Genomic DNA, 24599 nt, shown 5'->3' on the forward strand with positions numbered 1-24599 from the left:
GATAAATAACAAATAAATAACGTGGCATGGTTAATGCTTAGCACTGTAAGTATTGGGATGCGCAGGGGACGGGGCGGGGTTTCAAGGACCCATAACCGTCATGGCCGTCATTGTTGATTTGTGGCTAACGGATTACTGGAGCTGATTATGACCGTTCTCAGAGAACCTTTGGTTGTCGCCAGATATGGCAAATGGACGCAACTCTCACTTGGCCTGATCTGTATGGCTGCAATATCCAGTCCGCAATATGTCTGGACGTTGCTGACCAGACCGTTGACCGAAAAGCTGGGCGTCGGGTTAGCGGAACTACAGGTTACCTTTTCGCTGCTGATTATCCTGCAGACGTTTTTCTCGCCGTTTCAGGGACGGCTGGTTGAGCGCTTTGGCCCGCGGCTGCTTATCTCTATCGGCACGGTCATGGCCGGGCTGAGCTGGGTTCTCTCGGCTCAGGTCAGCGGCCTGGCCGCGCTGTACCTCGTCTATGGCGGCCTCGGCGGGCTGGGGACCGGTATTGTCTATATCGGCGTCGTCGGTTTAATGGTGCGATGGTTTCCCCGCCATCGTGGATTTGCCGCTGGCGCCGTCGCGGCAGGGTATGGCATGGGGGCGATTATGACCACCTTTCCTGTCTCCGTTTCGTTGGGCCAGTACGGACTGGAACAGACCATGACAGTCTTTGGCATCCTCTTTGCCGCCGTGGGATTGCTGGCCAGTCAGGGGCTGAAGCTGCCGCCCGATAGCGGAGCGTTGCCCGCCAGTCGGAGCGTTGCGCAAAGTACCCGGCAATTCACTTCGCGTGAAATGCTGCGCCAACCGCTTTTCTGGCTGATGTTTGCCATGATGGCGATGATGTCGACCTCCGGACTGATGGTGACGTCGCAAATGGCCGTCTTTGCTGAGGATTTCGGTATCAGTAAGGCGGTGGTTTTCGGCATGGCCGCGCTGCCGCTGGCGCTGACTATCGACCGTTTTACCAATGGCCTGACGCGACCGCTGTTCGGATTTATCTCCGATCGCTATGGCCGCGAAAACACCATGTTTATCGCCTTTGCGCTGGAAGGGGTGGCGATGACCCTGTGGCTGGCCTGCCGGGACGATCCGATGCTGTTTGTGCTGTTGTCCGGGGTGGTGTTTTTCGGCTGGGGAGAGATCTTTTCACTGTTCCCCTCCACGTTGACCGACACGTTCGGCAGCGAATATGCGAGCTCTAACTACGGCTGGTTGTATATATCGCAAGGGATCGGATCGATTTTTGGCGGCCCGCTGGCGGCGCTGCTGTACCAGCATACTCAAGGGTGGGGGGTGGTCTTCAGCTGTGCGATAGGGCTTGATTTTATTACTGCCGCGCTGGCGATTGCGCTGCTGAAACCCTGGCGCGCACGGTTTATCCGTCAACACAGTGACGCGGCCGCGCTTCGCTAAAGGTTCTCAGGTCTCCACCCCGGCGCCAGCCTGTGGCCGCCGGGGCTATTCTTTATCTCATACTGACGAATTTACGCCTGTGCCAGCGACAGCTCGTGCGCGCTGGCCGCCTCCTGACGCTTACGTTCCAGCTCCAGCGCGCCGCGGTGTGACAGGTAGCAAAACAGGATGCAGCACACCACGCCGCCCATCAGCAGATAGAAACCGCCGTGCCAGCCCAGCTTATCTACCATCACGCCGAACAGACTGGTCCCCAGCGACGCGCCGAAGATGTAGCTCATAAAACCGCGCAGACCGACGGCAGAACCGACCGCAAAGCTCGGCACAATCTCCATGGTCTGTACCGAGGCCAGAAATTGCGGGACGTAAATCAGGCAACCGACGATGGCGGCAAACACCGTGACCATAAACAGCGAATCACTTTTCCAGTAGCCAATCAGGCAGAAGAAGATCAGCGTCATGCAGATCATCGCCAGCGGCATGCGGCGACCTTTAAACAACTTATCCGACAGCCAGCCGGCCAGCAGCGTCGACGGAATAGCCGCCCATTCGAAAAACAGAAAGGCGACGCTCATCTCTTCTTTCGAGAAGTGCTTCACCGACAGAAGATAGATAGGCAGCCAGCTGATCATCCCGAAGCGCACCATATAGACGAACACGTCGACCATCGACACGTACCAGGCGTTCTTGTTTTTCAGCACGTAGGTACAAAAGATCTGCCATGCGCTCATGTTTTCCGGCGCTTTTTCCACTTTGCCGGTATTGAGCAGCACTTTCTCTTCCGGGAGCATTTCGTCGAGCGCCGGTAGCCCTTCGCTGCGCGGGGAGCCTTTCCCCAGAATCAACACCACAACGGCAAACAGCACCGCAACCGCGGCGGGAACGATATAGCTGGCGGTCTGCCAGTGTTCGGTACCGAGTAGCGCAAAAGCGGTTCCGACGATGGGGGCGACAATACCGCCGCCAACGTTATGCGAAATGTTCCAGAATGCGCCGACCCGGCCGCGTTCGCGGCGTGGAAACCAGTTGGCGATGGTGATAAACGAGGGGCCAACGCCCATGCCCTGAAACAGCCCGTTGATCACTACCAGCGCCACGAAAATCCAGAACGCGCTGCTGAAGCCCAGCCCGACGTTCACCGCCGCGCACATCACCAGTCCGCAGGCCATAAAGACTTTCGGGCTGGCCTTATCCGCCAGGCTGCTCATCACGCCTTTGCTGATACCGTAGGCGATCAACATGCAGCTGCTGAGCATGCCAATTTGAGTGGCGCTCAGGTCAAGCTGCTCTTTGAGGTAGGGGGTCGACAACGTGAAGTTGTTACGCACGATGTAGTAGGCGAGATAGCCGAGAAAGACGCTCAGTAGCGCCTGCATACGATAGCGTTTATAGGTGGGGGCAATCTGTTGTGCAGGAATCGTGGCCGAGGCGACCTTGGGTTTTAATAATGAAAGCATAACCGTACCTGTATTTTATTGGCGGTGGTGAATATCGGGATAATTCAATTAAGCGATTGTCAGTACGCTATCGATTGTGGTGAAAACAAAGCGACAATACAATCCAGGCTATTTGAGTCAAAAGTGACTCAAATATAAATCCAGACGTTCTTTTTTTGACCCAAATATATTTTTCTGGCATCACTCATTTTGTGAAATACTCATGCGGGCCGGGGGCATATGGTGCAACGGCGCAAAGGGCCTGCATTCTTGTTAGTTTGACCTTGTTAACAGTATGATTTTAATAGCGGTGCTAGGCTGTTTATTATTCTGCGAGATTAAGCTGAGTGTGGATATTTTCCCGGCTTTAAGCAAAGCGCCGGGCAATGAACTTTTTTGTCACAAACCTCAGCGAGATATTATTTATTCAGGTTCTTGTTTTATGAAAACGATCACAAAACCATTTCAGCGGGAAGGGTATTTCATGACGAAGTGGTCAAATAAACGACAGCGCGGATGGGGTATTGCGCTCTTTCTCAGTTTGCTGATGGTCTTTAGCGCTGAGGCCAAAAAGAATGAACTGGTGATTGCCACCACGTTCTCACCTGATGCGACCGCCTATATCATCAGCCGCTGGCAGACTCAGCCGCAATCGGTGATCATCCGTACCCTGAATCGCACCAGCGCCTCACTGGAACAACTGCTGGACGGCGCCGGAGGCGAGAATATCGATCTGGTGCTGACTTCCTCACCCATGCTGCTGCAGCACCTGCAGGAACATCAGCGGCTGGCTGCCTACCCGGACGCGCCGGCCCAGTCGCAGCAGCGGGTACCGGCTTCGATCCGCGGTACCGCGGTCGCGGTGGCCATCTCCGGTTTTGGTTTGCTCATTAACCAGCGTAATCTCAGCGAGCGCCATCTGCCGCTGCCCGGCAGCTGGGACGATCTGATGCAGGCGCGCTACCAGGGCACCTTATTAATGAGTAGCCCCTCGCGTTCGGATACTAACCATCTGATGGTGGAATCGCTGCTGCAACAGGAGGGCTGGAACCACGGTTGGGAGATTATTTTGAGCATGGCGGGAAACCTGATCACCATCTCCAGCCGCAGTTTTGGCGTGGCGGATAAAATCAAAAGCGGCTTAGGTTCGGTCGGCCCGGTGATTGATAACTACGCCAATCTGTTGCTCAACGATCCCAACCTGACGTTTCACTATTTTCCGCACTCGGCGGCATCACCTACCTATGTTGCGATGATTCGTCATAACCCGTACCCGGCGGATGCCCGGCGCTTTATTCAGTTTTTGCTGAGTCCGGAAGGCCAGCAGGCGCTCTCGGATACCAACACCGGAAAATACTCGATTATCCCCGACCCGGGAAATACGCCGCGCGCGCGGCGGCAGCGCCAGCTATTGAGCGAACCCTCGCTCAATTATCAGTTGATCCTGCAACGTCAGCGTCTGGTGCAAAAGTTGTTTGATACCGCGATCAGCTTTCGTCTGTCGCAGCTGAAGGATGCCTGGCGGGCGTTGCACAATGCTGAAGCCCGGCTTAAGACGCCGCTACCGGAGGTCCGTGCGTTGCTGACCGCCATGCCGGTCAGCGAGCAGCAGAGTCGCGATGAGGATTATCTCCGACAGCTGGATAATAAAGATCGGGCCGAACAGCTCATGATGGAGTGGCAGCTCTTTTTCCAGGAACAACAGCGGCAGGCGATCGTCAAGCTGGAGAACCTGAAATGAGGTTGCCCGGCTTTATCAGAAATCTGACTATCAGCGCCAGTCTGCGCGGCGCGTTCCTGACCGGCGCGCTGCTGACCCTCGTCGTCAGCGGTGTCAGCCTCTATTCCTGGCACGAACAGAGCTCGCAAATTCGCTATGCGCTCAACGACTATTTCCCGCGGATTCAGACCTCGTTCCTGATTGAAAATAGCCTGAATACGCTGGTCGATCAGCTTAATGAGTTTTTACTGGCGGCCAATACCACGTCGCGCCTGCAATTACGTAACCAGATCCTGCAACATCTGGATGACATCGACAGGTTAAGCCAGCGCCTTGATAGACCGGAACGCCAGCAAATTGAGCTGACGCTTCGCGACAGCCGGCAGCTGCTCGCCAGGCTCGATCGCTCGCTCTACAACATGTTTATCGCACGGGAAAAGGTCAATGAAATCACCGCGCGTATTAACTGGCTGCATGATGACTTCACCTCGGAGATGAACTCCCTGGTGCAGGACTTCAGCTGGCAGCAGGGCGCCTTGTTGGATCAGATGGAGGAGAAGCAGGGCCATGCCGTTCACCGTCTGCAGGCCAATCTGCGGGCGGTACAGGGAGAACAGCAGCAGGTCTACACCCTGGCGCGCATTGAGAACCAGATTATTAGCGACCTGCGCGACAGACTCAGCGAGGTGCAGTCCAGCACGGAGGGCGACGGCAACGTGGAAGGGCATATTCGCTACCTGACCTACCTTAAAAACACCGCCGATGACAATATGCATCTGCTGGAAGGCTATCCCAGCACGATCACCCTGCGGCAAACCATCGATGAGCTGCTCGACACCGGCATCGCGGAAAACAAAATGCCGGCCGCGATTCGGGAATACATTGAAGCGCAAAAGGCGCTGGCGCAGGTGACGCAAGCCAAAGAGAGCACGCTGGCGCGTTTTCGCGCCCAGCTGGAGTCCCAGCTCAGCGACAGCCACGCTAAAATGCGCGCGTTCAATCAGCGCCTGGAACATACCATGTGGTTCAGCGGCAGTCTGATTCTGATTGCTACGCTGCTGGCGCTGGCGCTGGCATATTTGCTCAACCACTATTTTATCCGCTCGCGGCTGGTTAAACGCTTTAGCCAGCTGAATCAGGCGGTGGTGCGTATCGGACTGGGCGATGTTAACGCCGCTATTCCGGTGTATGGCGAAGATGAACTGGGGCGCATCGGGAAACTGCTGCGCCATACCCTGGGACAGCTTAATCAACAACGCCAGCTGCTGGAACAGGAGATCGCTGAGCGCAAGAGGATCGATATCCATCTGCGTACGACCCAGGATGAGCTGGTTCAGGCGGCCAAGCTGGCGGTTGTCGGGCAGACGATGACAACGCTGGCGCATGAAATCAATCAGCCGCTCAACGCCCTGTCGATGTATCTCTACAGCGCCCGTACCGCCATTAAGCATGAACAGATGGCCAGCGCCAGCCAGACCCTGGTCAGGGCGGAAGGGTTGATTGGCCGAATTGACGCCATTATCCGCAACCTGCGGCAGTTCTCTCGTCGTGCGGAGGTGGATACGCCCGCCCGCGCCGTCAGTCTGCGCCAGGCATTCGTTGCCGCCTGGGAGCTGCTGGCGTTGCGCCATAAACCGCTGTGCGGCGTACTGAACCTGCCGCCTGATGAACCACGGGTACTCGGTGACGAGGTGCGCATCCAGCAGGTGCTGGTAAATGTGCTCACCAATGCGCTGGATGCCGCCCAGACGGCGCCCTGCATTAGCGTGGCGTGGGAGCGCACGGCTGAAGGCTGGACGGTGATGATCGCGGATAATGGCGGCGGCTGGCCACTGGCGTTGGCGGGGTCGCTCCTCAAGCCATTTGTCACCAGCAAGCAGCTGGGGCTGGGTATCGGCCTGTCGATCAGCGAATCGTTAATGATACAGATGGAAGGGCATCTACGGCTGGCGTCGACGCTGGATCGTCATGCCTGTGTTGTTTTGCAATTTTTAGCTACGGAAATAAGTCATGCTGACCGATCACCACAACATATTGCTGATTGACGATGATAGCGATGTCCTCGATGCCTATACCCAGCTGCTCACCCAGGCCGGGCATCGGGTTTACGCCTGCGGCGATCCGCGAAGCGTACAGGATCTGGTCAGCGAGGCGTGGCCCGGCATTGTGCTCAGCGATGTGTGTATGCCGCACTGTTCCGGTATCGATTTACTGAAGATACTGCTTAAACACGATCCGCATTTGCCGGTGATATTAATTACCGGCCACGGCGATGTCCCGATGGCGGTTGAGGCGGTAAAGAAAGGCGCCTGGGATTTTCTGCAAAAACCGGTTAATCCCGGACAGCTGTTAGAGCTGGTCGATAAAGCGCTGGCCCAGCGTCAGTCGCAGGTGATGCGGCGACAGTGGCAAAAAGAGCAGCTGGAAGACAACCTGATTGGCCGCAGCGAGTGGGTGATTCAGATGCGACAAACGCTTCAGCAGCTGGCCGAAACGGATGTCGCGGTCTATTTTCATGGCGAACGGGGAACGGGGCGAACGCTGGCGGCATGCTACCTGCATCGCCTCAGCACGCGCGGCGATCGGCCGATAATTTTCGGCGATATCCTGCAAGGCCAGGAGACACCGCTGCAGGCGTGGTGTGAGCAGGCGCAGGGCGGCACATTGGTTCTGCGTAATATCGAATTTCTGAGCCAGGCGCAGCAGCTGGTACTGGCCCATCAGCAAGCGCAGGATGAACCGCCGTGTCGACTGGTTGCCACGGGGCTTCAGCCGCTGATTACCCTGGTGGGCAACAACCTGGTTGTTCCCGATCTCTATTACTGTTTTGCCATGACCCAGCAGTTTTGCCCGCCGCTGGCACAGCGTCTCGACGATATCGAGCCCCTGTTTCTGCACTACCTACAGCAGGCCTGCTTACGGCTGAATCATCCGGTACCTGAACTGCCGACGGCGCTGGCTAAAAAGCTGGTCAATCGCCACTGGCCGAACAACGTGCGCGAACTGGCAAATGCCGCCAGGCTGTTTGCCGTCGGGGTGATGCCGCTGGCCGAGATCCCCAATCCGCTGCTGCATCAGGTAGAACCGATGCAACTAGACCAGCGGGTTGAGGATTATGAACGGCAGATCATTATTGAGGCCCTGAACATCCATCAGGGCCGGATCAACGATGTCTCAGAGTATTTGCAGATCCCGCGTAAAAAGCTCTACCTGCGAATGAAGAAATTTGGCTTAGACAAGCACCACTATCGCTAAGCCGGCGGGGCGGTGTTTGAGCTCAATGGCGCTTTACCGCTAGCGGGTTACTGCTGCTCGAGCGCCATGATTAGGGTCTTTGCCGGTGTCCGGGTGACACCAACGGTCAGGGAAGAATCAATCTGCAAAGCGTTAGCGGTGCGCCTGTGGGCGCATTTTTTTGTTCCCCGCACTCAAGCTGACGGTGGCCGGCACGTGTCATTTTTTTCATCTGAAAATTTGGTTTTCTGTCGTTTCGTTTAAATAAAGAATTTTATCCTTAAAAATAAAATTACACAGTTTTAATGATCGAATAAACACATATTTTAAGATATCCATCCGCATCTGTGCAAATGTTTATTGTCCACTCCATACATTATTTTCATAATAATCATCGCGTTGTTTTTCGCTCATTAAAGCAACCTCGACATATAATTTTGAAGATTGCATGGAATATTTGATGGATAAAATTCGGACAGAATATAAGCTAGTAAAACATCAAATTTGCAGCCCGCCAGATATTCTGGCGCAATCATCATTGCAACCAGCAATGCACGTTTTCGTTTCTCTTTTACACTGCCAGTTTGATGTTAAATCATCGTCTTTTAATAGGTAATCAACCACAAGGCAATCACTTGCTTTGCTCTTCGCAATGGTACAGTGATTGCATCTGTTTAATATTGTTCGGAGATAAACTATGAGTTCGGAAGATATTAAAGACAGAACACAGACCTGGTTTAACTACATTACCAGCCCGGTAAATCATGATCATATATTCTTGTTTAACTCACAAGATATACTTGTTATGAACCCTGCGATAGCCGCTGCGACGCAGGATTATATTGATGGTAATATTCACGCAAGTAAACTTGTTAATGCAACATCGTCAGCCCCGCAAACAATGTTTGATGGCCTGCAAACCATTGTAAACCTCTGTCGCGTGCAATCAGGTTATAACGCGCTGGATCCTGATGGTACCGGGAATAAAGTCTATTTCACCAGGTTTACTCAGAACGTGGCCAACGTTCCGTGTCTGAGTTTACTAAGCGCAGAGACAAAAAATATTAAACAACAAAGCCATAACGCAGATGAGCTCATCAACTCATTTGTCGATGCTTTTGATGGTCTTACACAAAGCGACCAGTCTAAGATTAAATCTTCCGTAACCTCGTTAGCAAAAGCCGCGCTAAGCTATGCAAACCAGGATCAGAAATCATCAAACTTTACGCAAAACATTTTGCAAACTGGCGACGACCAGGTGATTTTCACGCTATATGCCAGCACATTTGAGATTTCGTCGACCCAAAGCAAAGGCGTGATCTCCTTTAAGTCTGAATACTCATTGCAACAGGCGTTATATAGTCTCTCCCGTGCGAGCTGGGAACGGGTTAAAGATCTTTTTGCGGAACAAGAAAAAACCACCATGGAACAGTGGTTGAATGATATGAAAACGCCGGCTAAAAGTGGCAGCACAGTAAAAGCCCTGTGTCTGGAATGACGTTTTTTTAAATAAAGCGCTGCAATAAATTGCAGCGCTTTCGTTTAATATTGGCGTGGTCAAGCGTAATGCTATGAGGTGTTAAGATGCGTATTTACTATAGATATTTATGCTTGTGGTTTGTGTTCTTATTATTTTCTTGTACTACCAGTTATCAACCCTCGACTCAATTTCCTGTAACAACAGATAATTGTGAAGTTGGATGCCCAAGCGGTGGCAGTGATCAGACATTAGTTCGCGATAGTTATACCCTGAATAATAATAGCAATACTAAGTTTGCTAATTGGGTGGCATATAAAATGACAAAATCCAGTCAGGCGAGCGGCCGTCCGAGAGACTGGAAGCGGGATCCCGCATTACCACCTGCTGATACATTATCCCCGGATGCTTATCAAAATGCTAATACGCTCCTTGAGGTAGACCGCGGACACCAGGCACCGTTGGCTGGGTTAGGGGGGGCGTCAGACTGGCCATCACTCAATTATCTGTCGAATATTACTCCACAAAAGGCGGACCTCAATCAGGGAGCCTGGGTTAGGTTAGAAGATAAAGAACGAGAACTGGCCAACAGAAGTGATGTTACGGCTGTTTATTCAGTCACCGGACCACTTTTCGAACGACATATCGCCACTTTACCGGCGGACCCTTCGGTTGAAATTCCAAGTGCCTACTGGAAGATCATTTTTATTGGCGTCAGTCCTGATAAAGGACAATACGCAGCGTTTCTGATGGATCAGTCAACGCCTAAAACAGCTAATTTTTGCGATTACCAGGTCACCGTAGACTTGATTGAGAGTAAAACAAACCCAAAACTCTCGATTTGGTCCTCGCTGCCTGCGAAGGTCTTGGCTCATATCAAAGCAACGAAAGGGACTTTAGCCAGCGAGATGGGTTGCCTGTAAAACGATAATCTGGCTTGTTAAACTCAGACCGCAGAATGGCCGTGATGGGGATACAGTGGGGTAAGTGTTCATACAACGCCAGCGCCATGAATGTGTGTCGTCCGGGCGGGGCTATCGTTGTTGATTAAGCCAGCGGCGCTCTTCCGGCGTGGATCTTCTGCCGAGCGCCTGATTGCGATACGGGTAGCGGCCAAACTGGTCAATCACCCGCTTGTGCTCTGTTTCTGCTCTGAGTGAGCGTGTGCTCGCGTAGCGTTGATAGAGCCTGAGCGCAGCAGCATGAATTATCGGCGATTCCGAATGCATAAATGGCAGCAGGGCAAAATCGCGTCTTTCAACAGGAAGTTGGTCAAAGTCAGGTTGTTTGACCAATTCCTGTGCCAGGGCCAGGGCCATACCGTCGGCAGCGAATGAAAGCGGGCTGTTGCGAAACAGATTGCGCGAAAACTGATCGAGCACGATGATTTCCGCCAGCCGACCGGAGCTGCTCTCCCGCCACTCGGCCAGCTCACCGCGCAAGGCTGCCTGATGAACATCAGAAAAACGGTGACGAATCTGCTCATCAAAACCCGCGTCCGATCGAAACCAGCGTTCAGGCGGAATTTGATGAAACCAGAATTGCAGAATTTCCCGGGCATCACTCATCGTATTAAGCGACATTTTCGCTCCTGTTATCAAGCCTCGACGATTGCCAGTGGTTTACTCCGCATCCATCACCGGCAAACCTGCCAGCGCGTTCCGGCGATCCTGTTCGCCGATCGGCCTGAGCACCCGGCAGGGAACGCCGGCGGCCACCACGTTGGCGGGAATATCTTTTGTTACCACGCTTCCGGCGCCTATCACGCTGTTACGGCCAATGGTCACGCCAGGGTTAATGATAGCGCCGCTGCCGATCCAGACATTGTCTTCCAGGGTGACGGTCTGTGAAAACTGCTGACCGGTAATGCGAACCGCGGGGTCAATCGGGTGTCCGGTCGTCGAGATGGTGACGTTAGGGGCAATCATGACATTATTGCCGATAATCACTTTGCCATCATCGACAACCACCAGATTAAAATTTGCGTAGAAGTTATCGCCGATACTAATTTGACTGCCGTAGGCCACGTGCAGCGGCGGTTCAATCCAGACGTTATTCCCGACGCGGCCCATCATCTGGCGGATCAACGCCACGCGTTTCTCGGGTTCTGCGGGGGACGTATGATTAAATTCATACGCCAGCATCTTACCCCGAAGCCGCTCTTCCGGCATCCCCTCATCCATATCGGTGTACAGGTAGCCACTGGCGAGGCGTTCCCTTTGCGTCATCATCTTGAGATCCTTTGCATTGTTGAAGTAGGGGGCTTACGTCATCTGGTTTGCGTGCCATCCCGCCTCCGCTTAAGCCTGAGGCGAATGGCGGGCTGCAGCAAGGGTGATAAGCCGAGAAATCAATGAGGTTATAAAAATACTTTTTTATACATATCACGGATTTGTGCTAAAAATCGAACCTGGATTGTTGATTGTGTGCTTAGGCCAACAGCCAGCTTTTCGCATCGGCTTTCATCTTCGCTTCCAGTTCGCTGCCGCGGGTAGCAAAAATCCGTCCCAGCGGAAAACCACTCTGTTGCAGAAGATAGGCCAAAGCCGCGTATTCGCGGGGGTAAGCCAGCGCTACCGACGGGTCAATTTCAACCGGACCGAGCGGGAAGGTAAAGGTACCCATATCGTAAATGCTCTGCCGGTGAAACAATTTCCACACGCCGTCTCTTTTTTCTGCCAGATCGTAGAACCGGTTATGGCATTCACAGCCCAGATTGAGTTTGACGTTTTCAGCGATGATCATGGCGTTGGTCTCAAGAATAGCCTTGTTCCCGCTGGCATTGAAGGTGATCACGGGTGTGCCGATGAGGTGTTTGGTGCGTAGGTCAGATGCGCCCATCCGCATGGAACCGTCGACAAAATCGCTCGCCAGCCCTTCAAACCACGTAATTTCGATCGTGCCATCAGGATGAAACAGCTGACGTAGCGCGGCCCATTCACCGAGGTCGCGATGCATCCAGCCATTCACCAGATCGTTGAGTTGTTGGCGGTCTTGTTGGCGATTGTTCATAGCTTCAGCTCCTGTTAGTTGACGGCCTTCAGTTTGCGGAACGGCAGGGTTAAACTCAAATAGATAGATCTGACTGAATAATCATTTTAAATGATGAATGGGGGGTGTATGGAGTTACGTCATTTGCGCTATTTTCTGGCCGTGGCGGAGGAAGGGCACTTCGGACGCGCGGCCGAACGGCTGAATATTGTTCAACCCGCACTCAGCATGCAGATCAAAGCGCTGGAAGCGGAATTGGGCGGGGCGCTGTTTATTCGCACCAGCCGCCGCGTTGAGCTCACCGATGCCGGGAAACTGCTGCAAGCAGAGGCCCAGCGGACGTTAGACCAGGTCGAGCATACCCGTCTGGCCGTGGCGCGCTCCCTTCGCGGCGAAACGGGGCGTGTAAGGGTCGGATTTGCCGGCAATGCAATCTTCAGCGGTAAAATGATGAGCGATCTGCGTCAGTTCAGAAAACGCTACCCGGATGCGGAGGTGACGATTGAGGAGATCGGCCCGCAGCAGCAGGTGGCGGCGATTCTTGCCGGGCAGATAGATGTTGGCTACACACCCGATAATAGTACCACCCATTCACCCGGCATCACGGTATATCAGGCGGGGCGCTGGAAGATGATGGTCGCGCTGGCAGACGATCATCCGCTGGCCGCTCACGCCTGTTTGACGGTGGAGATGCTCGCCGGAGAGCCTCTGGTTCTGCATGATACTCACGATAATCATGAACAGCTTTACCTTGTGCTGGGGCAAATGCTGGGCAGCCAGTTCCATGTTGCCCATCGTTCTGGCAGTACTCTGAGCGTGCTGGCGATTGCCGCGGCGGGCCTCGGGCTGGCGCTAATTCCGGCGCCGCTGCAGCAGGTTAACATCCCGGGCCTGGTCTATCGTAGCCTTAACGCACCGGAGTTCGGTGAATATCACCCATTTACGAGCGGCGCTGCTTCAGGTCCGCGAGGCTATCGAATCGGAACAATATCGTTAGCATGGAAAAGCGCAGGGAAGGGAGATCCGGATAGGGTATCGGCGGCAGGAGAAGGGGGATGCGTGATAAATATGGTGAACCTGCTTATTTAAATCGCCATGCTACGTAGATTTTCCGCGGCTTAGAGCTGAGTCTTATTACTCTGTATCCAGAATAGGCGCCACAAGCGTTCATCCTGTCCTGACCGGGCGCATGAAGATTGAGCGCACATATAAATTTCAGCCGTTCCCTGCTATAAACGATCGCTAATATCTGCGGTTTTAAAGGATGCCACAATGATGATGCTGCAAGGTAAAGAGGGGCTTAACTCGGTTGACTGGCGGGCAATAGCAGAACTTATCGCGGCTTCCGGGCTGGGGCAACGCGATATATCGTTGCTTGAACAGGCCTTTCGCCACAGTACGTTCTGCTGGTTTGGTTTCCTCAACGGCCAGCTGGTTGCGGTAGCCAGAGCGATAAGCGATCTCACCTGGTGTAGCTATCTGGCCGATGTGGCCGTAGATCCGCGTTATCAAGGGCTGGGCTATGGCCGTCAGTTAATGCAGACAATATGTGATGTGCTGTTACCCTACGGGAAAATTTTTATTTATTCGGTGCCGGATAAAACCGGATTTTATCAGCGTCACGGATTTGAATTACTGACGACGGGTATGGTCTGCCTGAGTGATGAAGCTGTAATAAGAATGCGTGAGCAGGGTTATATCAGATAAGCCGCCCGTTTGCCGACTTGCAGAATTATCTGATGTAGACAGCGACAATATATTCAAATAGTCTGACATTGCTTAGCGTGAGCAATGCGCATTATCCGAAACACACATAAAATATTTAACGGGATTATTCAGTGCATATCAACATGAAACCATGCCTATTGTCATTGCTGCTGGCGACGGCAGCCATTCCCGTCTGGGCGAAACAACCTGTTTCCCTTCACTCGCCGGAAGCACACGTCCTGTGCGATAAGTATATCTGCGCCACGGCGACAGACGGCGTTTCTCAGGCCATGACTGCGAAATATCTGGGCAAAGAAGCGGCGAAACGACTGAGTTCACAGGGGCAGTTTGACCCGACTTCGTTTACCTTTGCCGGTGGCACGTTCTGCGATATTAAGGAAAAGCTGTGCCGTGAAGACCGATATTATGGCGCGGATGGTAAACACAGCGGTGCGATTTCGACAAAATATACCCGGCTGCTGTTCGGGAAGTAAGACTTCCCGCTCACCCTTGGTGAAGGGCAGGGAATTCACGGGATGTACTCGCTGCAGCCCTGTGCTCCCTGTTCTGAACCCGCTGTATCATCTGCAAAGCGGGTCCCGAACCGTTGTTGTCGCCGCCACGTATTCCATCCGATCTGGTCTTAGGGCCAATGAGGCGCCGCTTGCCCAGAGCGTGTTCCATCCCGATCGCCTGACGGCGCGCTGTTTTCCTGAAAATACCGACGTCCTTTCATAAGGATGGCCAGGCCGATCCCGGTACCTTTAGCTATATTCTTAATACAGAACAAACGCTTTTCTCTTTCAGGAACGCAGCTTCTCTTATAGGTGTCCTATGAATAAGAAGGATATTTTCCGCTTTCATCGACCCTTATCCCGCTACTCGCATACGTTTGGTGATGAATGGTTTGCCCTGAAAGCTGAAGCATTCGCACGTTTTTTTGGTACACCAACGTTTTTGGTGGCACAAACGGTCATTGTCGTTGTCTGGATCCTTATCAATATTATCGGATGGACCCGGTTTGACCCTTATCCCTTTATTTTGCTTAATCTGGCCTTCAGTTTACAGGCGGCCTACGCGGCGCCGCTGATCCTGCTGGCACAAACCCGACAGGCTGAGCGTGACGGGGCGCACGCGTTAGCCGATGCACAGCACCGTGAAGAGCTGGCGGAAGATATAAGCCAAAGGCAGGGGCTCGCACAGCGGCAATCAGAACAGTTGATGATTTTATTGCAGCAAAATACCGAATTAACGGACCTGACGCGGCAAATGGCTGAGCGCATTGAGAAATTAACGTTGCAGCTCGCCCAACATCAGAACCTGAATATTCAATAAAACGGCCAGATGGACGGGGAATTATGGCTAATAATAACTCAGCAAGCCACAGGACATCAGGAAAGCTCATGCTGGCAGGGGGAGCGCTGGGAGTGGTTTTTGGTGATATTGGCACCAGCCCACTGTATACGCTAAAAACGATACTGCTGTTATCCGGCGATAGTCCCACTCCCGATGTCATTCTGGGTTTATTATCACTTATCATTTGGACACTTATTCTGGTTACTTCCGTTAAATATGCCATCTTCGCCATGCGTATGGATAATAATGGCGAGGGCGGAATCATGGCCCTGATGTCATTGCTGGTGCATAAAGGTAAAGATAGTAAGTGGGTGACATTTTCTGCGTTGACTGGTGCGGCGCTGATATACGGAGATGGCGCAATTACGCCCGCTATTTCCGTGCTTTCAGCCCTTGAAGGGCTGAATATTATCTTTCCTGACGCACACTCTTTTATATTACCTGCCACGGTAGTGATCCTGGTTACTTTATTCGCTATTCAACCATTCGGCACCGCCAAAATAGGTAAAATCTTTGGTCCGGTGATGACGTTGTGGTTTCTGGCGATTGCTGCGCTGGGGATATCGGGTATCGTCCAGCATCCGGCAGTGCTGCTGGCGATGAATCCGGCCTACGGTGTCTCCTTTTTACTCTCAAATGGGTTCAGCAGCTTCCTGGTATTAGGCGGTGTGTTTCTGTGTGTCACCGGAGCCGAAGCCCTTTATGCGGATATGGGCCATTTCGGTAGAAAACCAATCTGGATGGCCTGGTTTGGCCTGGCGTTTCCGGCGTTATTACTCAACTATGCGGGCCAGTCAGCGATAATTCTTTCAGGTGCGGACATTTCACAGAATATCTTCTTCCGTCTTTGCCCACCGTTCCTGCAAATTCCACTGGTTATTCTGGCCACCCTGGCCACTATCATTGCCAGTCAGGCCATTATTACCGGGGCGTTTTCAATGACCCGACAGGCGATTCAGCTTGGCTGGTTTCCGCGCTTGCATATCAAACAAACCACCGCGGAGAGCTACGGGCAAATCTATATCGGCACGATTAACTGGCTGCTGATGATCGTTACCGTCGGTCTCGCGATTGCATTCAAATCATCAGAGAACCTCGCCGCAGCCTATGGGATCGCAGTGTCGTTGACGATGCTGATGACCTCCGGGCTGCTGTTCATGGCTATGCGGCAAATCTGGGGCTGGAATCTGCTTGCCAGTACGCTGGTTGCCATCAGTTTTCTGCTGATCGACAGCAGTTTTCTGATTGCCAATCTGGTCAAAGTCATGGAGGGCGGCTATATCCCGCTTATGCTGGCAGCCGTGGTTTGCGGCGTTATGATTATCTGGAACCGCGGCGTGAAGGCCACGTCACGCGCGATTAATGAGAAAGTGATGGATGTTGACGAGTTCTTCAAGAAAATCAACCGGCTGAAGATTCCTCGCGTACCGGGTACTGCGGTGTTTTTAACCCGTAGTCAGAATGGCGTGCCGCCGGTTATGCGCTGGCACGTCGCGCGTAACCGCGCTCTGCAACAGCAGGTCATCTCATTGACCATTGAAGTACAGAACATCCCTTATGTGGACGCGGGGAAGCGACTGGTGCTTACCGAGCGGGCACCGGGTTATCTGCAGGGCGTTGCGCATTATGGCTTTATGGAGCAACCGCATATTCCGCAGCTTCTTCATGGCGTCCCTGGACTGGCGGTTCCGTTTGTTCCAGAAGAGATCACCTGGTATCTGGGACACGAGACGATCATCGCGCTCGAGGGGCATGGCATGGTCGCGTGGCAGCGTAACTGTTTTGCGTTTATGGTGAGAAACAGCACCCACATTACCAATTACTATCGTTTGCCGGGCGATCAGGTGGTGGAAATTGGTCGGCGGGTAGCAATTTAGCGCGGTGGTAGAGAAATGGCGTTCATCCGGCGGTGGTCTTATCGGCTTCGGAGTCAGCGTTGGCGCTAAATTAGCATATTGTCAAAGCTTAGTTGAATTGTTTAATCAGCGGTTCATTAGAAAATCAGTCATAATTTTCAGTACGTTAGTCAAGGTGAGGATGTATGGATAATGCGCGATATAAACCGGATGGCCGTAAACGATATACCACATGGTTGTGGTGCGGAATTTTGTATTTGGTTACATGGTATTGTTCGGCGGATGAAATAAACCTGTACTCAATCAATACGGGCTCATATGTTTATCATTTAACCCATAACCACGGGCAGTATACTGAGAATTTTGAAAATAACTTCATATCCGTGGAGCGAAAATTCTCTGATGATTCAAAATATAGTTTTGTGCTCGGCACAATGAAAAACAGCTTTGATGACAGATGCCTGGCTGCCGGCGTAAGAAGGGATTGGGTAGGGTGGGATAATGGCTGGGTTTTCAAGGGAATATATGGCTATGTCGGTGAGTTTTTCTTTGATGCTTTCAGTGATTGCGGCGATCATGGCTCATACCATGATTTTAAGAAAGCGACAGGAATCGGTTTTTCTCCCTATATCTATCATGGGTTCCAGTATAATTTTACATCTTATTTTGGGATGGATGTTGGCATTATCATACCGTCAGTATTTGTCATTACGGCACAGTGGAGTTTTAGATAAATTCGATAACAGTGATGAGACACGGAAACATAGGTGCGAGATGCTACATCGGAGATTTAATATCCAATGAGATCTCTGATACATGCAGCACCGAGGGCGTGGATGATGCACATGCAGTAGGTGCAGTTACTGGAGATCCATAAATCGTCCGGGTCATAAGCTTACGTACGGTCTCTTTGGCCAGATAGAGATCCTGAACTTTAGTAGTCATGTGACTAGATTATTGAGTTAAGTGTTGATGATTTTATTTGCTTTTTATGGTAATTATATGAGGTAGATTATCTTAATCTTGCTTTTTACTGGGGTTTTTATGTCCGGGTATCCATATAATCAAAGGCATTACAGGCGTTTCAGAAATATTCTGATTGATTTGAATCGAGATCTTTTAACGATATCTGAATATATGAATGAATATGATGACTATTATGAGTTAAATGATCTTTGCTATTTTGTTATGGCCCTTGAAGATCGTCGTTTTTTTAGGCATTGTGGGTTTGACTTTTTTTCTTTTGTTAGAGAGGTATTTAAAGCCGCTTGTAAGAAGAAACATGGTGGCGCCAGCACTATTGATATGCAGTTAGTTAGAACGATTACCGGATTCAAAGATTTAACTCTTTATCGAAAGTTTTACGAGGTAATTCTGGCTATTCTTTTGAATTTTAAATTCTCAAAAAAACAAATAATAATGTGTTATTTGAGAAATGCATTCTTTGGTTCAAGATTAATTGGGGCTGAAAAGGCAGCGTCTTTTTTTAATAAAAATGTTGGTGAATTAAATTATGATGAAAGTGCCTGTCTGGCAGCTATGTTACTAAGACCTAAACCATTGAAGCCAAGTGAAAAATGGTTTGAATCAATCAAGGTCAGGGCGCTTTATGCGAAGAGATTTAGGGGTGCGGTGAAAAAGAGCGATTATTAAAGTGTATAAGTTAGCACGTTCAAGATTATACAAACAAAGTTTTTCAGTATTGCCATTTATGGTGTTAGTCCATCTTGATGCTCCTTCGTTAATGAGGTTTGATGATATGCTTCTTGTGTTCTTGAATACTCTATCAGCTAATTCACTAATTTCCAGCTCTCTCGCGGGAGTGTTATTTTTTATACTATCGTTGATTAGCTTATGAGTTTTTCTAAATGTGTTATGTACATTTCTTTCTAAATCAATTGCGTAACTATAAAGATTATAGCTATAGAGTTCAGTGTATATAGTTGTTATATTTACATTCCATTCTTTTACAGTCTCTCTATATTCCTTTCTGATTTCATCGAGTTTCTCGCTATCTTTACCTCTGAGATTTATCGCTGATGATAATACTCTGACAGAATAATTTCTTGCGCCTGACAAAATCTCTATTTTTTTTGCTAATTCTTTTATTTTTTCAACCTCTTTTTCAGTTTTGCTTATTTTTGTTTGATTTACAAAGTTTTTCCTCTGTATTTTTGATGAAATTGTCGCGCCTAATATTCCAGTAAATACAAACCCTATTGCTATTTTTATAATGTCATTGAGCATAATATTTCCTTATCTTTACCCCATGTTATTCTTTCAGTTTAGCCTTAACAGGCGCATAACTTCAAGGCTCTCTCTTCTAAATCAGTTACCAGTGGTTAGCGATCGTGTCTTTTCGGGTTGGGCTCAACTGGACTAACACGCAACAATCAGACTGAACGGAGTTCTCGTGCATATAGTCCAGCCTGGAGAGAACCACCTCCGCGCAATTGATATCAGGCGTAGAATGAGATAAACGCGGCCATAAGAGCGGGATTGGTCGATTTTTGAGAAGCGGAGTAGGGAAGAGCAGTCCCGTTAGCCGAAGCTCTTTCACAAAGCGATCCTGAAGCGTCAGTTGAACGCTGTAAAAGTAAGTGATTTACCATGCTTTTACAGTCAGCCTCGCGTGGCTGAATGTCGATTCCGGTTTTATAAAGCGAAGTTGCATCAACCGGCTTGTCACATCGTCAACGTAGACCAGCGCATACAGGTTCTCAAACCAGTGATGGTCACAACCATCATTCAGAATCAGCTCACCACATCTTTGGTGCCTGCGTCGGCCCAAAGTCGATATAGCGTTCGCGGATTATGTTGAGTGCATACCGGGCAAGACCGGCCGGGAGCTGGTTATTGCTGGTTTTTCCCCGAGACGGTTAGCTGTGTTCGCGTAACGCGAAAGAAGACGTCGCGACACTGACGCTCGAAGATACCCAAGGCGCTGCGCGGCTATCTGTGTGGTCAGTCGCCGGCGACAACATCGTGAATGATTTTGAGTCGGTTAACTTCATCCAAAGTGAAAAACTCCGCTGCATGAACAATGCATCGGAATCCCTCGATGGTGAAGAATCTACGGCTTAGGACATTACAGCTTTGCTACCACATCATTTGTCAAGGCTCAATTGAAATGTCCGTTATCCAGCTCAATTAAAATGACCACTTTGATCTCTCATTCTCTTTACTGATAGACTTTCCTCCGACTGAAACAACAGGATGATTGAGCCCATGCTTCGATACGAGTTAACGCCGAACAATGCAGGTTTTATACTGTGGGGAGATTCAGAAGCCCTGAATGAATTACATGAACTCATTCATTACATCGTGGATGAAAGCCCACTGATTAAAGTTAAAGACGGATTTATGTTATCCCTTGCCTATGATATTCGTAAAGCACGGGAAGGTAATCATCGTGTTGAGCAACATCAGTATGATCAACATGATACATATAAGCTTTATGGTGTTGAGCTTTTATGGCCTCTGGTCCTGGTACAGTCCTCAATACTCAGAAACTCAATGGGTTATATTCAGACAGACAAAAACCAGCTGTCTGTCATGTATGCCTTTGAATACCTGATAGAATCAGCATTAACAGAGTCTGAGAGAACAACGTCGAATGATATTATGCTAACAGTAAAATATGCATCAGACTCTGATTTTAATTTCATTGAGGATAATATTGACAGCAGGTGCTGCTATTTTATCAGCCTATCTCCGGAGCAAAGAAAAAAGCAGTTAATCAGTATTGTTCGTTCTTTTCATTCATTATGGGGTAAGTATGCCCGTGAAAAGCAGGACATAAAGATGCTGAACGAAATGAATAATACATCATGGGTCTGGCCGGACAATATCAACTGGTGAGCAACCACTGTCCGGCCAGTGAGTACCATCAGCGGGCTCTTTTACCAAAAATGTCCTCTGAACGTGACTGAAGCTGTTTGAGTGCTTCGAGCATGTCATCATTATCCAGTGAGCGCTGGGATTTCTTCCCTTCCTGCTTTGGCCGTCGTCGGGAAGGGCCATCTCCAGCGGGAATTGACTGAGAGCGCGTGTTATCCCGCTTGCTCTGCACCAGACTGATAAACTCCAGGGTTCGGCCAAGACGCTTGTTATCGACAATCGCGCCCTGGTCGATTTCTGACAGTCGGTCGTAGGTAGAGTAGGGAAGTAGCGTACCGTTCAGGCGCAGCTCTTTTCTGCCATCAGGATAGTGATACACATCGATATATTTACCTATTGCACGGCGACTCAGTTCGCTGTCTTCAATCAGGTACAACATTTTATCATATTGTATCGTCAACGATTTTGAGACTTTACGTTTTTCACGAACAGTGAAAATAAGCCCCAGGTCCTCATCATGTTCTACAGCACGGTGTACGTCAAAATCATGTCGCGGTACTTTGCCAAAACGGCGGTTATAGTCAGCCATATAGGCCTCAGCGAAGTCATTTGCAGCCTCCATTGAACAAATGCCCTGTAACCGCAGCTCTTTGACCAGACGATCCTGTAAAGTGAGGTGAGCTCGTTCTACACGCCCTTTGGCGGGACTGGTTTCTGCACAGATAGTCTGGATGTTCAGTTCATGCATGGCTCGCCCAAACTGAGTATGCCCGTCTCCGCCTGTGGCGTGTTTATTGTTAACACGAAAAACACCGGCTTTATCGCTGTACAGTGCCAGCGGTTTACCATGCTTATCGATATAGCGCCGCGTGGCTTCGAAGTAAGAAAACGTGGACTCCGATTTAACAAACAACAGTTCCATCAGTTTGCTGGTTGCATCATCAACATAGACCAGCGCGGTGCAGGCCGGGCCACGGCCTTCAAACCAGTCGTGATCACAGCCATCTATTTGTATCAGCTCACCAGTACACGGACGCCGGTACCGTGGTTGAGGGATCCTTGCGGCACGTTGTTTACGGGGAACCCATAAGCCAGCCCGCACCATGATGCGCCGGACAGTTTCTTTGCCAAGAAACAGTCCGTGGAGTTCTTCGAGCTTTTCACGCGCCAGAGTCGGACCGAAATCAGCATAACGCGTCTTGATCAGTTCCAGAGCCTGATCTGCGAGCCCGGGTGGCAACTGGCGGTTACCACGCATGCCACATCGTCTGCTGGCCATACCAAGCGGTCCGCCTTCACGGTAACGGGCAAGAAGTCTGCGGCATTGCCTGTCGCTGATACCGAGGTGCTCGGCCGCACGGCGCGTTGTGATGCGACGTTCAATGACGTCCTGTATAATCTTGATCCGGTTGATCTCTTTCAAAGTAAACACTCCTGAGCTTTCTGCGCTCATGATATGCCTCCCGGTAGTTTAAACGGACCAGTGAAGCTTACCATAGCGCGGACATCTGAATTGAGCCACAGGCGGACATTACTATTGAGCCATTACATCATTGGTGCGCATAATGTATATTATGTTAAATTGCATTTAAGGAACCCTGACGTTATACGGCCCTGATGCTATGCCAGATATCAATAGATGCCCGCCTTGAGTTCCTGCCCTTTTTCATACATCAGCTCGGGATACATTATCTTCATACCGCGTGCTGCTTGTTGCTGCTTCATCAACTCAGCATCACCACCGCAGATTGCTACCATAATCACAAATGTCTGTGGATGTGGATAAATACCCATTCGGCTCACCCTCAGTTGCCAGCTGATGAATTGGGCACTATCTCAGTCCTGTCTGGCTGAATACGGCCTGACTGAGTCATCACGTTGTCGGACACTGCGTTAATCCGGCTCCGGCGCATTCCAGTTTTCTCGTCAGTGCAGGCAATTCCCGGTGTCCCGAACGCCAGTGACCCAGTCAAACCACTGGTCCGGCAGCTTGTCGCTAACTCAAAATGAAACGAATAGCGGAAAAAATGAAATACAGGCAGCACACGAGCTGTATTAAATTCTATCCCCACCTGGCATAGCACCATTGATGGCGCTCTCTGGCGTTGGCTGCGGCAATTTTGTCTTCAGGTTCTGCGACTTTTGTATTCACTCTTTTTCTTAAAAAGTCCCAACACAACATAACGAAAATTAAAATCACGATCGCTTTAAAAAGTAAGGTGTTAAGCATTGTCAAACAGTCAGCCTCGTCTGGCTTAATAACACAAAACCCTGCAGGTACAGCGCAGCAATGGTGCTCAGAACACAAACGTAATATTCCACGCCCAGGCACAACTACAGCGAATATCGCTGATGTCGGCGTAGCGATCCCCAAAAACTGGAATATTCCGCGCATTACCTTATGATTTATAAAGATTTAATGGAAAATGCGTGCGCTACGTGAATTCTGTATGTTTCGCAGTACGATTATGCACAAGAATTCACGTAGGCTCCCTGCTCTTTTGGCATTATTACTCGGTTGTCGGCCGTCCCGCCAGCCAGGCATACACCGATGCCAGGTCTCGATCGGCATATCCCTCATCGGCGGCGTCATCCCAACAGTCGGCGATGGTGGCCAGAATCGGCAGCTGCGTATCTTCCGCCGCTTCGAGCGCCAGCCGGGCATCTTTCAGCGCATGGCTGAGCTGCATCTGCGGAGTAAAATCATTCGCCGCGATCATCTCCAGCTTGGCTTTCACATACGGTGCCGCCAGCGGGCCACCGTCAAGCGCGCCCCAGAACGCTTCTGGCGTAAAACCTAATTTCGCCGCCAGTAGCGTACTTTCTGCCACGCCTTCCATCATGGTGATCAGCCAGGCGTTCAGTACCAGCTTCATTTTCTGGCTGTTGCCGGCATCACCAAACCATTGTGTGCCGCGCGCAATCGCGGCAAAGACGCTCTCGGCCTTTGCGCCTCGCTGACGATCCCCGCTGGCAAGCACCAGAATTTGCGCATTTTCCGCCGGTTTTTTGGTTCCCGACACCGGAGCATCAAGATAGACCATCGATGGACGAAGCGACGCCAGCAGGCCAACGGCCTCCTGTGTTTCTTCCACGCCAATCGTCCCCATCTGGCAGAAAACGGTATCTGGCTGGCAAACCGGAGCCATTTCGCGGATCGCATTCAGAGTCGCCTCACCATCGGTCAGTACCGACAGAATCACCTCCGCCGACGCCGCGGCCTGTTGCGGCGTCGCGTGACGGATTAATCCGCTGGCCATCAAATCTTCACCCCGCTCAGGGGAACGGTTCCAGCCATGAACGGTAAAGCCTTTTTTTAACAAATTGCTGGCAAAAGCATGCCCCATGGCGCCGAGCCCAATAACGGCAACAACCGGTAAGTTCATTCCATTTCTCCTGCGTTAATTTCGCACCTGCATAGCGTCCCGGGCAGCGATCCGTCCGTTCAGGTGACGTCGGTAGCGTGCTAACCGGGTAAAGTTCATTCAGTATGCCCGTATCCGCGGAACAAAGGCCAGCACGTTTATCGTCTTTATCCTGCAGAAATCAGTGGCTTGCCC

The 24599-nt window shown here is 50.8% G+C and carries 23 protein-coding genes and 1 pseudogene; 15 read left to right on the forward strand and 9 right to left on the reverse strand.

Annotated elements, in window-relative coordinates; genetic code table 11:
- The first annotated feature begins 147 nt into the window (after positions 1 to 147).
- Positions 148 to 1422 carry an oxalate/formate MFS antiporter gene (oxlT, locus tag Q1L34_RS13335; RefSeq protein WP_004862108.1) on the forward strand — a complete coding sequence of 425 codons (1275 nt, stop codon included), beginning with the start codon at positions 148 to 150 and terminating at the stop codon, positions 1420 to 1422.
- A 71-nt stretch (positions 1423 to 1493) separates the two neighbouring features.
- On the opposite strand, the gene pgtP is transcribed toward oxlT, so the two are convergent.
- Positions 1494 to 2879 carry a phosphoglycerate transporter PgtP gene (gene pgtP / locus Q1L34_RS13340; RefSeq protein WP_064359329.1) on the reverse strand — a complete coding sequence of 462 codons (1386 nt, stop codon included), beginning with the start codon at positions 2877 to 2879 and terminating at the stop codon, positions 1494 to 1496.
- A gap of 463 nt (positions 2880 to 3342) precedes the next feature.
- On the opposite strand from pgtP, the gene Q1L34_RS13345 reads away from it, so the two are divergent.
- The 5 genes from Q1L34_RS13345 to Q1L34_RS13365 all read left to right on the forward strand — a co-directional run bounded on the left by Q1L34_RS13345 (position 3343) and on the right by Q1L34_RS13365 (position 10212).
- Entirely contained in the window at positions 3343 to 4599 is a 1257-nt protein-coding gene (locus Q1L34_RS13345; RefSeq protein WP_434064500.1) for an ABC transporter substrate-binding protein, read from the forward strand.
- Entirely contained in the window at positions 4596 to 6623 is a 2028-nt protein-coding gene (gene pgtB, locus Q1L34_RS13350; protein ID WP_327204565.1) for a two-component system sensor histidine kinase PgtB, read from the forward strand. The genes Q1L34_RS13345 and pgtB overlap by 4 nt, the downstream gene beginning before the upstream one ends.
- Positions 6589 to 7833, forward strand: a complete 1245-nt coding sequence (pgtA, locus tag Q1L34_RS13355; RefSeq protein WP_088883961.1) for a two-component system response regulator PgtA — start codon at positions 6589 to 6591, stop codon at positions 7831 to 7833. Before pgtB ends, pgtA begins: the two co-directional genes overlap by 35 nt.
- Positions 7834 to 8509: 676 nt before the next feature.
- Positions 8510 to 9310, forward strand: coding sequence for a hypothetical protein (locus Q1L34_RS13360; protein ID WP_004862099.1), 801 nt, complete (start codon positions 8510 to 8512; stop codon positions 9308 to 9310).
- Between the two features lie 86 nt (positions 9311 to 9396).
- The gene (locus Q1L34_RS13365; RefSeq protein ID WP_327204091.1) at positions 9397 to 10212 is read left to right on the forward strand and encodes a DNA/RNA non-specific endonuclease; all 816 of its coding nucleotides are present in this window, start codon (positions 9397 to 9399) and stop codon (positions 10210 to 10212) included.
- A 111-nt stretch (positions 10213 to 10323) separates the two neighbouring features.
- Here Q1L34_RS13365 and Q1L34_RS13370 read toward each other — a convergent pair whose 3' ends face one another.
- The 3 genes from Q1L34_RS13370 to Q1L34_RS13380 form a co-directional block, all read right to left on the reverse strand.
- Positions 10324 to 10872: a DUF924 family protein gene (locus Q1L34_RS13370; RefSeq protein ID WP_004862095.1), complete on the reverse strand. Its 549-nt coding sequence runs from the start codon at positions 10870 to 10872 to the stop codon at positions 10324 to 10326.
- Positions 10873 to 10911: 39 nt separating this feature from the next.
- On the reverse strand, positions 10912 to 11520 hold the full coding sequence (locus Q1L34_RS13375) for a maltose acetyltransferase domain-containing protein (protein ID WP_004862093.1): 609 nt from the start codon (positions 11518 to 11520) through the stop codon (positions 10912 to 10914).
- A 199-nt stretch (positions 11521 to 11719) separates the two neighbouring features.
- Positions 11720 to 12301 (reverse strand): nuclear transport factor 2 family protein, encoded by a 582-nt coding sequence (locus Q1L34_RS13380; protein ID WP_004862091.1) that lies wholly within the window; start codon positions 12299 to 12301, stop codon positions 11720 to 11722.
- Positions 12302 to 12409: 108 nt separating this feature from the next.
- On the opposite strand from Q1L34_RS13380, the gene Q1L34_RS13385 reads away from it, so the two are divergent.
- From Q1L34_RS13385 to Q1L34_RS13415, 7 genes are all read left to right on the forward strand, one after another.
- On the forward strand, positions 12410 to 13369 hold the full coding sequence (locus tag Q1L34_RS13385) for a LysR substrate-binding domain-containing protein (protein ID WP_327204092.1): 960 nt from the start codon (positions 12410 to 12412) through the stop codon (positions 13367 to 13369).
- 183 nt (positions 13370 to 13552) lie between these two features.
- Positions 13553 to 13987 carry a GNAT family N-acetyltransferase gene (locus Q1L34_RS13390; RefSeq protein WP_327204093.1) on the forward strand — a complete coding sequence of 145 codons (435 nt, stop codon included), beginning with the start codon at positions 13553 to 13555 and terminating at the stop codon, positions 13985 to 13987.
- 143 nt (positions 13988 to 14130) lie between these two features.
- The gene (locus Q1L34_RS13395) at positions 14131 to 14481 is read left to right on the forward strand and encodes a YcgJ family protein (RefSeq protein WP_032724357.1); all 351 of its coding nucleotides are present in this window, start codon (positions 14131 to 14133) and stop codon (positions 14479 to 14481) included.
- 340 nt (positions 14482 to 14821) lie between these two features.
- Complete coding sequence (locus tag Q1L34_RS13400) at positions 14822 to 15322, forward strand: DUF1003 domain-containing protein (protein ID WP_004862067.1); 501 nt, start codon at positions 14822 to 14824, stop codon at positions 15320 to 15322.
- A gap of 68 nt (positions 15323 to 15390) precedes the next feature.
- A complete protein-coding gene (locus Q1L34_RS13405) occupies positions 15391 to 17220 on the forward strand; it encodes a potassium transporter Kup (protein ID WP_373365416.1) in 1830 nt (609 codons plus the stop codon).
- 164 nt (positions 17221 to 17384) lie between these two features.
- Positions 17385 to 17933, forward strand: coding sequence for a hypothetical protein (locus Q1L34_RS13410; RefSeq protein ID WP_004862054.1), 549 nt, complete (start codon positions 17385 to 17387; stop codon positions 17931 to 17933).
- 310 nt (positions 17934 to 18243) lie between these two features.
- Entirely contained in the window at positions 18244 to 18852 is a 609-nt protein-coding gene (locus Q1L34_RS13415) for a biosynthetic peptidoglycan transglycosylase (protein ID WP_004862052.1), read from the forward strand.
- On the opposite strand, the gene Q1L34_RS13420 is transcribed toward Q1L34_RS13415, so the two are convergent.
- Both Q1L34_RS13420 and Q1L34_RS28395 read right to left on the reverse strand, forming a co-directional pair.
- Complete coding sequence (locus Q1L34_RS13420) at positions 18787 to 19446, reverse strand: hypothetical protein (protein WP_004862050.1); 660 nt, start codon at positions 19444 to 19446, stop codon at positions 18787 to 18789. The two genes, Q1L34_RS13415 and Q1L34_RS13420, sit on opposite strands and share 66 nt — an antisense overlap.
- A 373-nt stretch (positions 19447 to 19819) precedes the next feature.
- Positions 19820 to 20244 (reverse strand): annotated as a pseudogene (locus tag Q1L34_RS28395) (ISNCY family transposase); the annotation flags it as partial.
- Between the two features lie 183 nt (positions 20245 to 20427).
- Here Q1L34_RS28395 and Q1L34_RS13425 point away from each other — a divergent pair.
- Entirely contained in the window at positions 20428 to 21060 is a 633-nt protein-coding gene (locus Q1L34_RS13425; protein WP_236949582.1) for a DUF6904 family protein, read from the forward strand.
- A 28-nt stretch (positions 21061 to 21088) separates the two neighbouring features.
- On the opposite strand, the gene Q1L34_RS13430 is transcribed toward Q1L34_RS13425, so the two are convergent.
- Together Q1L34_RS13430 and Q1L34_RS13435 are read right to left on the reverse strand one after the other, a co-directional pair.
- Positions 21089 to 22492: an ISNCY-like element ISKpn21 family transposase gene (locus Q1L34_RS13430; RefSeq protein ID WP_001567368.1), complete on the reverse strand. Its 1404-nt coding sequence runs from the start codon at positions 22490 to 22492 to the stop codon at positions 21089 to 21091.
- Positions 22493 to 22671: 179 nt separating this feature from the next.
- Complete coding sequence (locus tag Q1L34_RS13435) at positions 22672 to 22833, reverse strand: hypothetical protein (RefSeq protein WP_155075028.1); 162 nt, start codon at positions 22831 to 22833, stop codon at positions 22672 to 22674.
- A gap of 311 nt (positions 22834 to 23144) precedes the next feature.
- On the opposite strand from Q1L34_RS13435, the gene Q1L34_RS13440 reads away from it, so the two are divergent.
- The gene (locus Q1L34_RS13440) at positions 23145 to 23444 is read left to right on the forward strand and encodes a hypothetical protein (protein ID WP_327204094.1); all 300 of its coding nucleotides are present in this window, start codon (positions 23145 to 23147) and stop codon (positions 23442 to 23444) included.
- A 105-nt stretch (positions 23445 to 23549) separates the two neighbouring features.
- Here Q1L34_RS13440 and Q1L34_RS13445 read toward each other — a convergent pair whose 3' ends face one another.
- Positions 23550 to 24425 carry an NAD(P)-dependent oxidoreductase gene (locus Q1L34_RS13445; RefSeq protein ID WP_268962088.1) on the reverse strand — a complete coding sequence of 292 codons (876 nt, stop codon included), beginning with the start codon at positions 24423 to 24425 and terminating at the stop codon, positions 23550 to 23552.
- Positions 24426 to 24599: the final 174 nt, after the last annotated feature.

It is taken from the genome of Klebsiella ornithinolytica, assembly GCF_030505655.1.
Lineage (GTDB): Bacteria > Pseudomonadota > Gammaproteobacteria > Enterobacterales > Enterobacteriaceae > Klebsiella > Klebsiella ornithinolytica.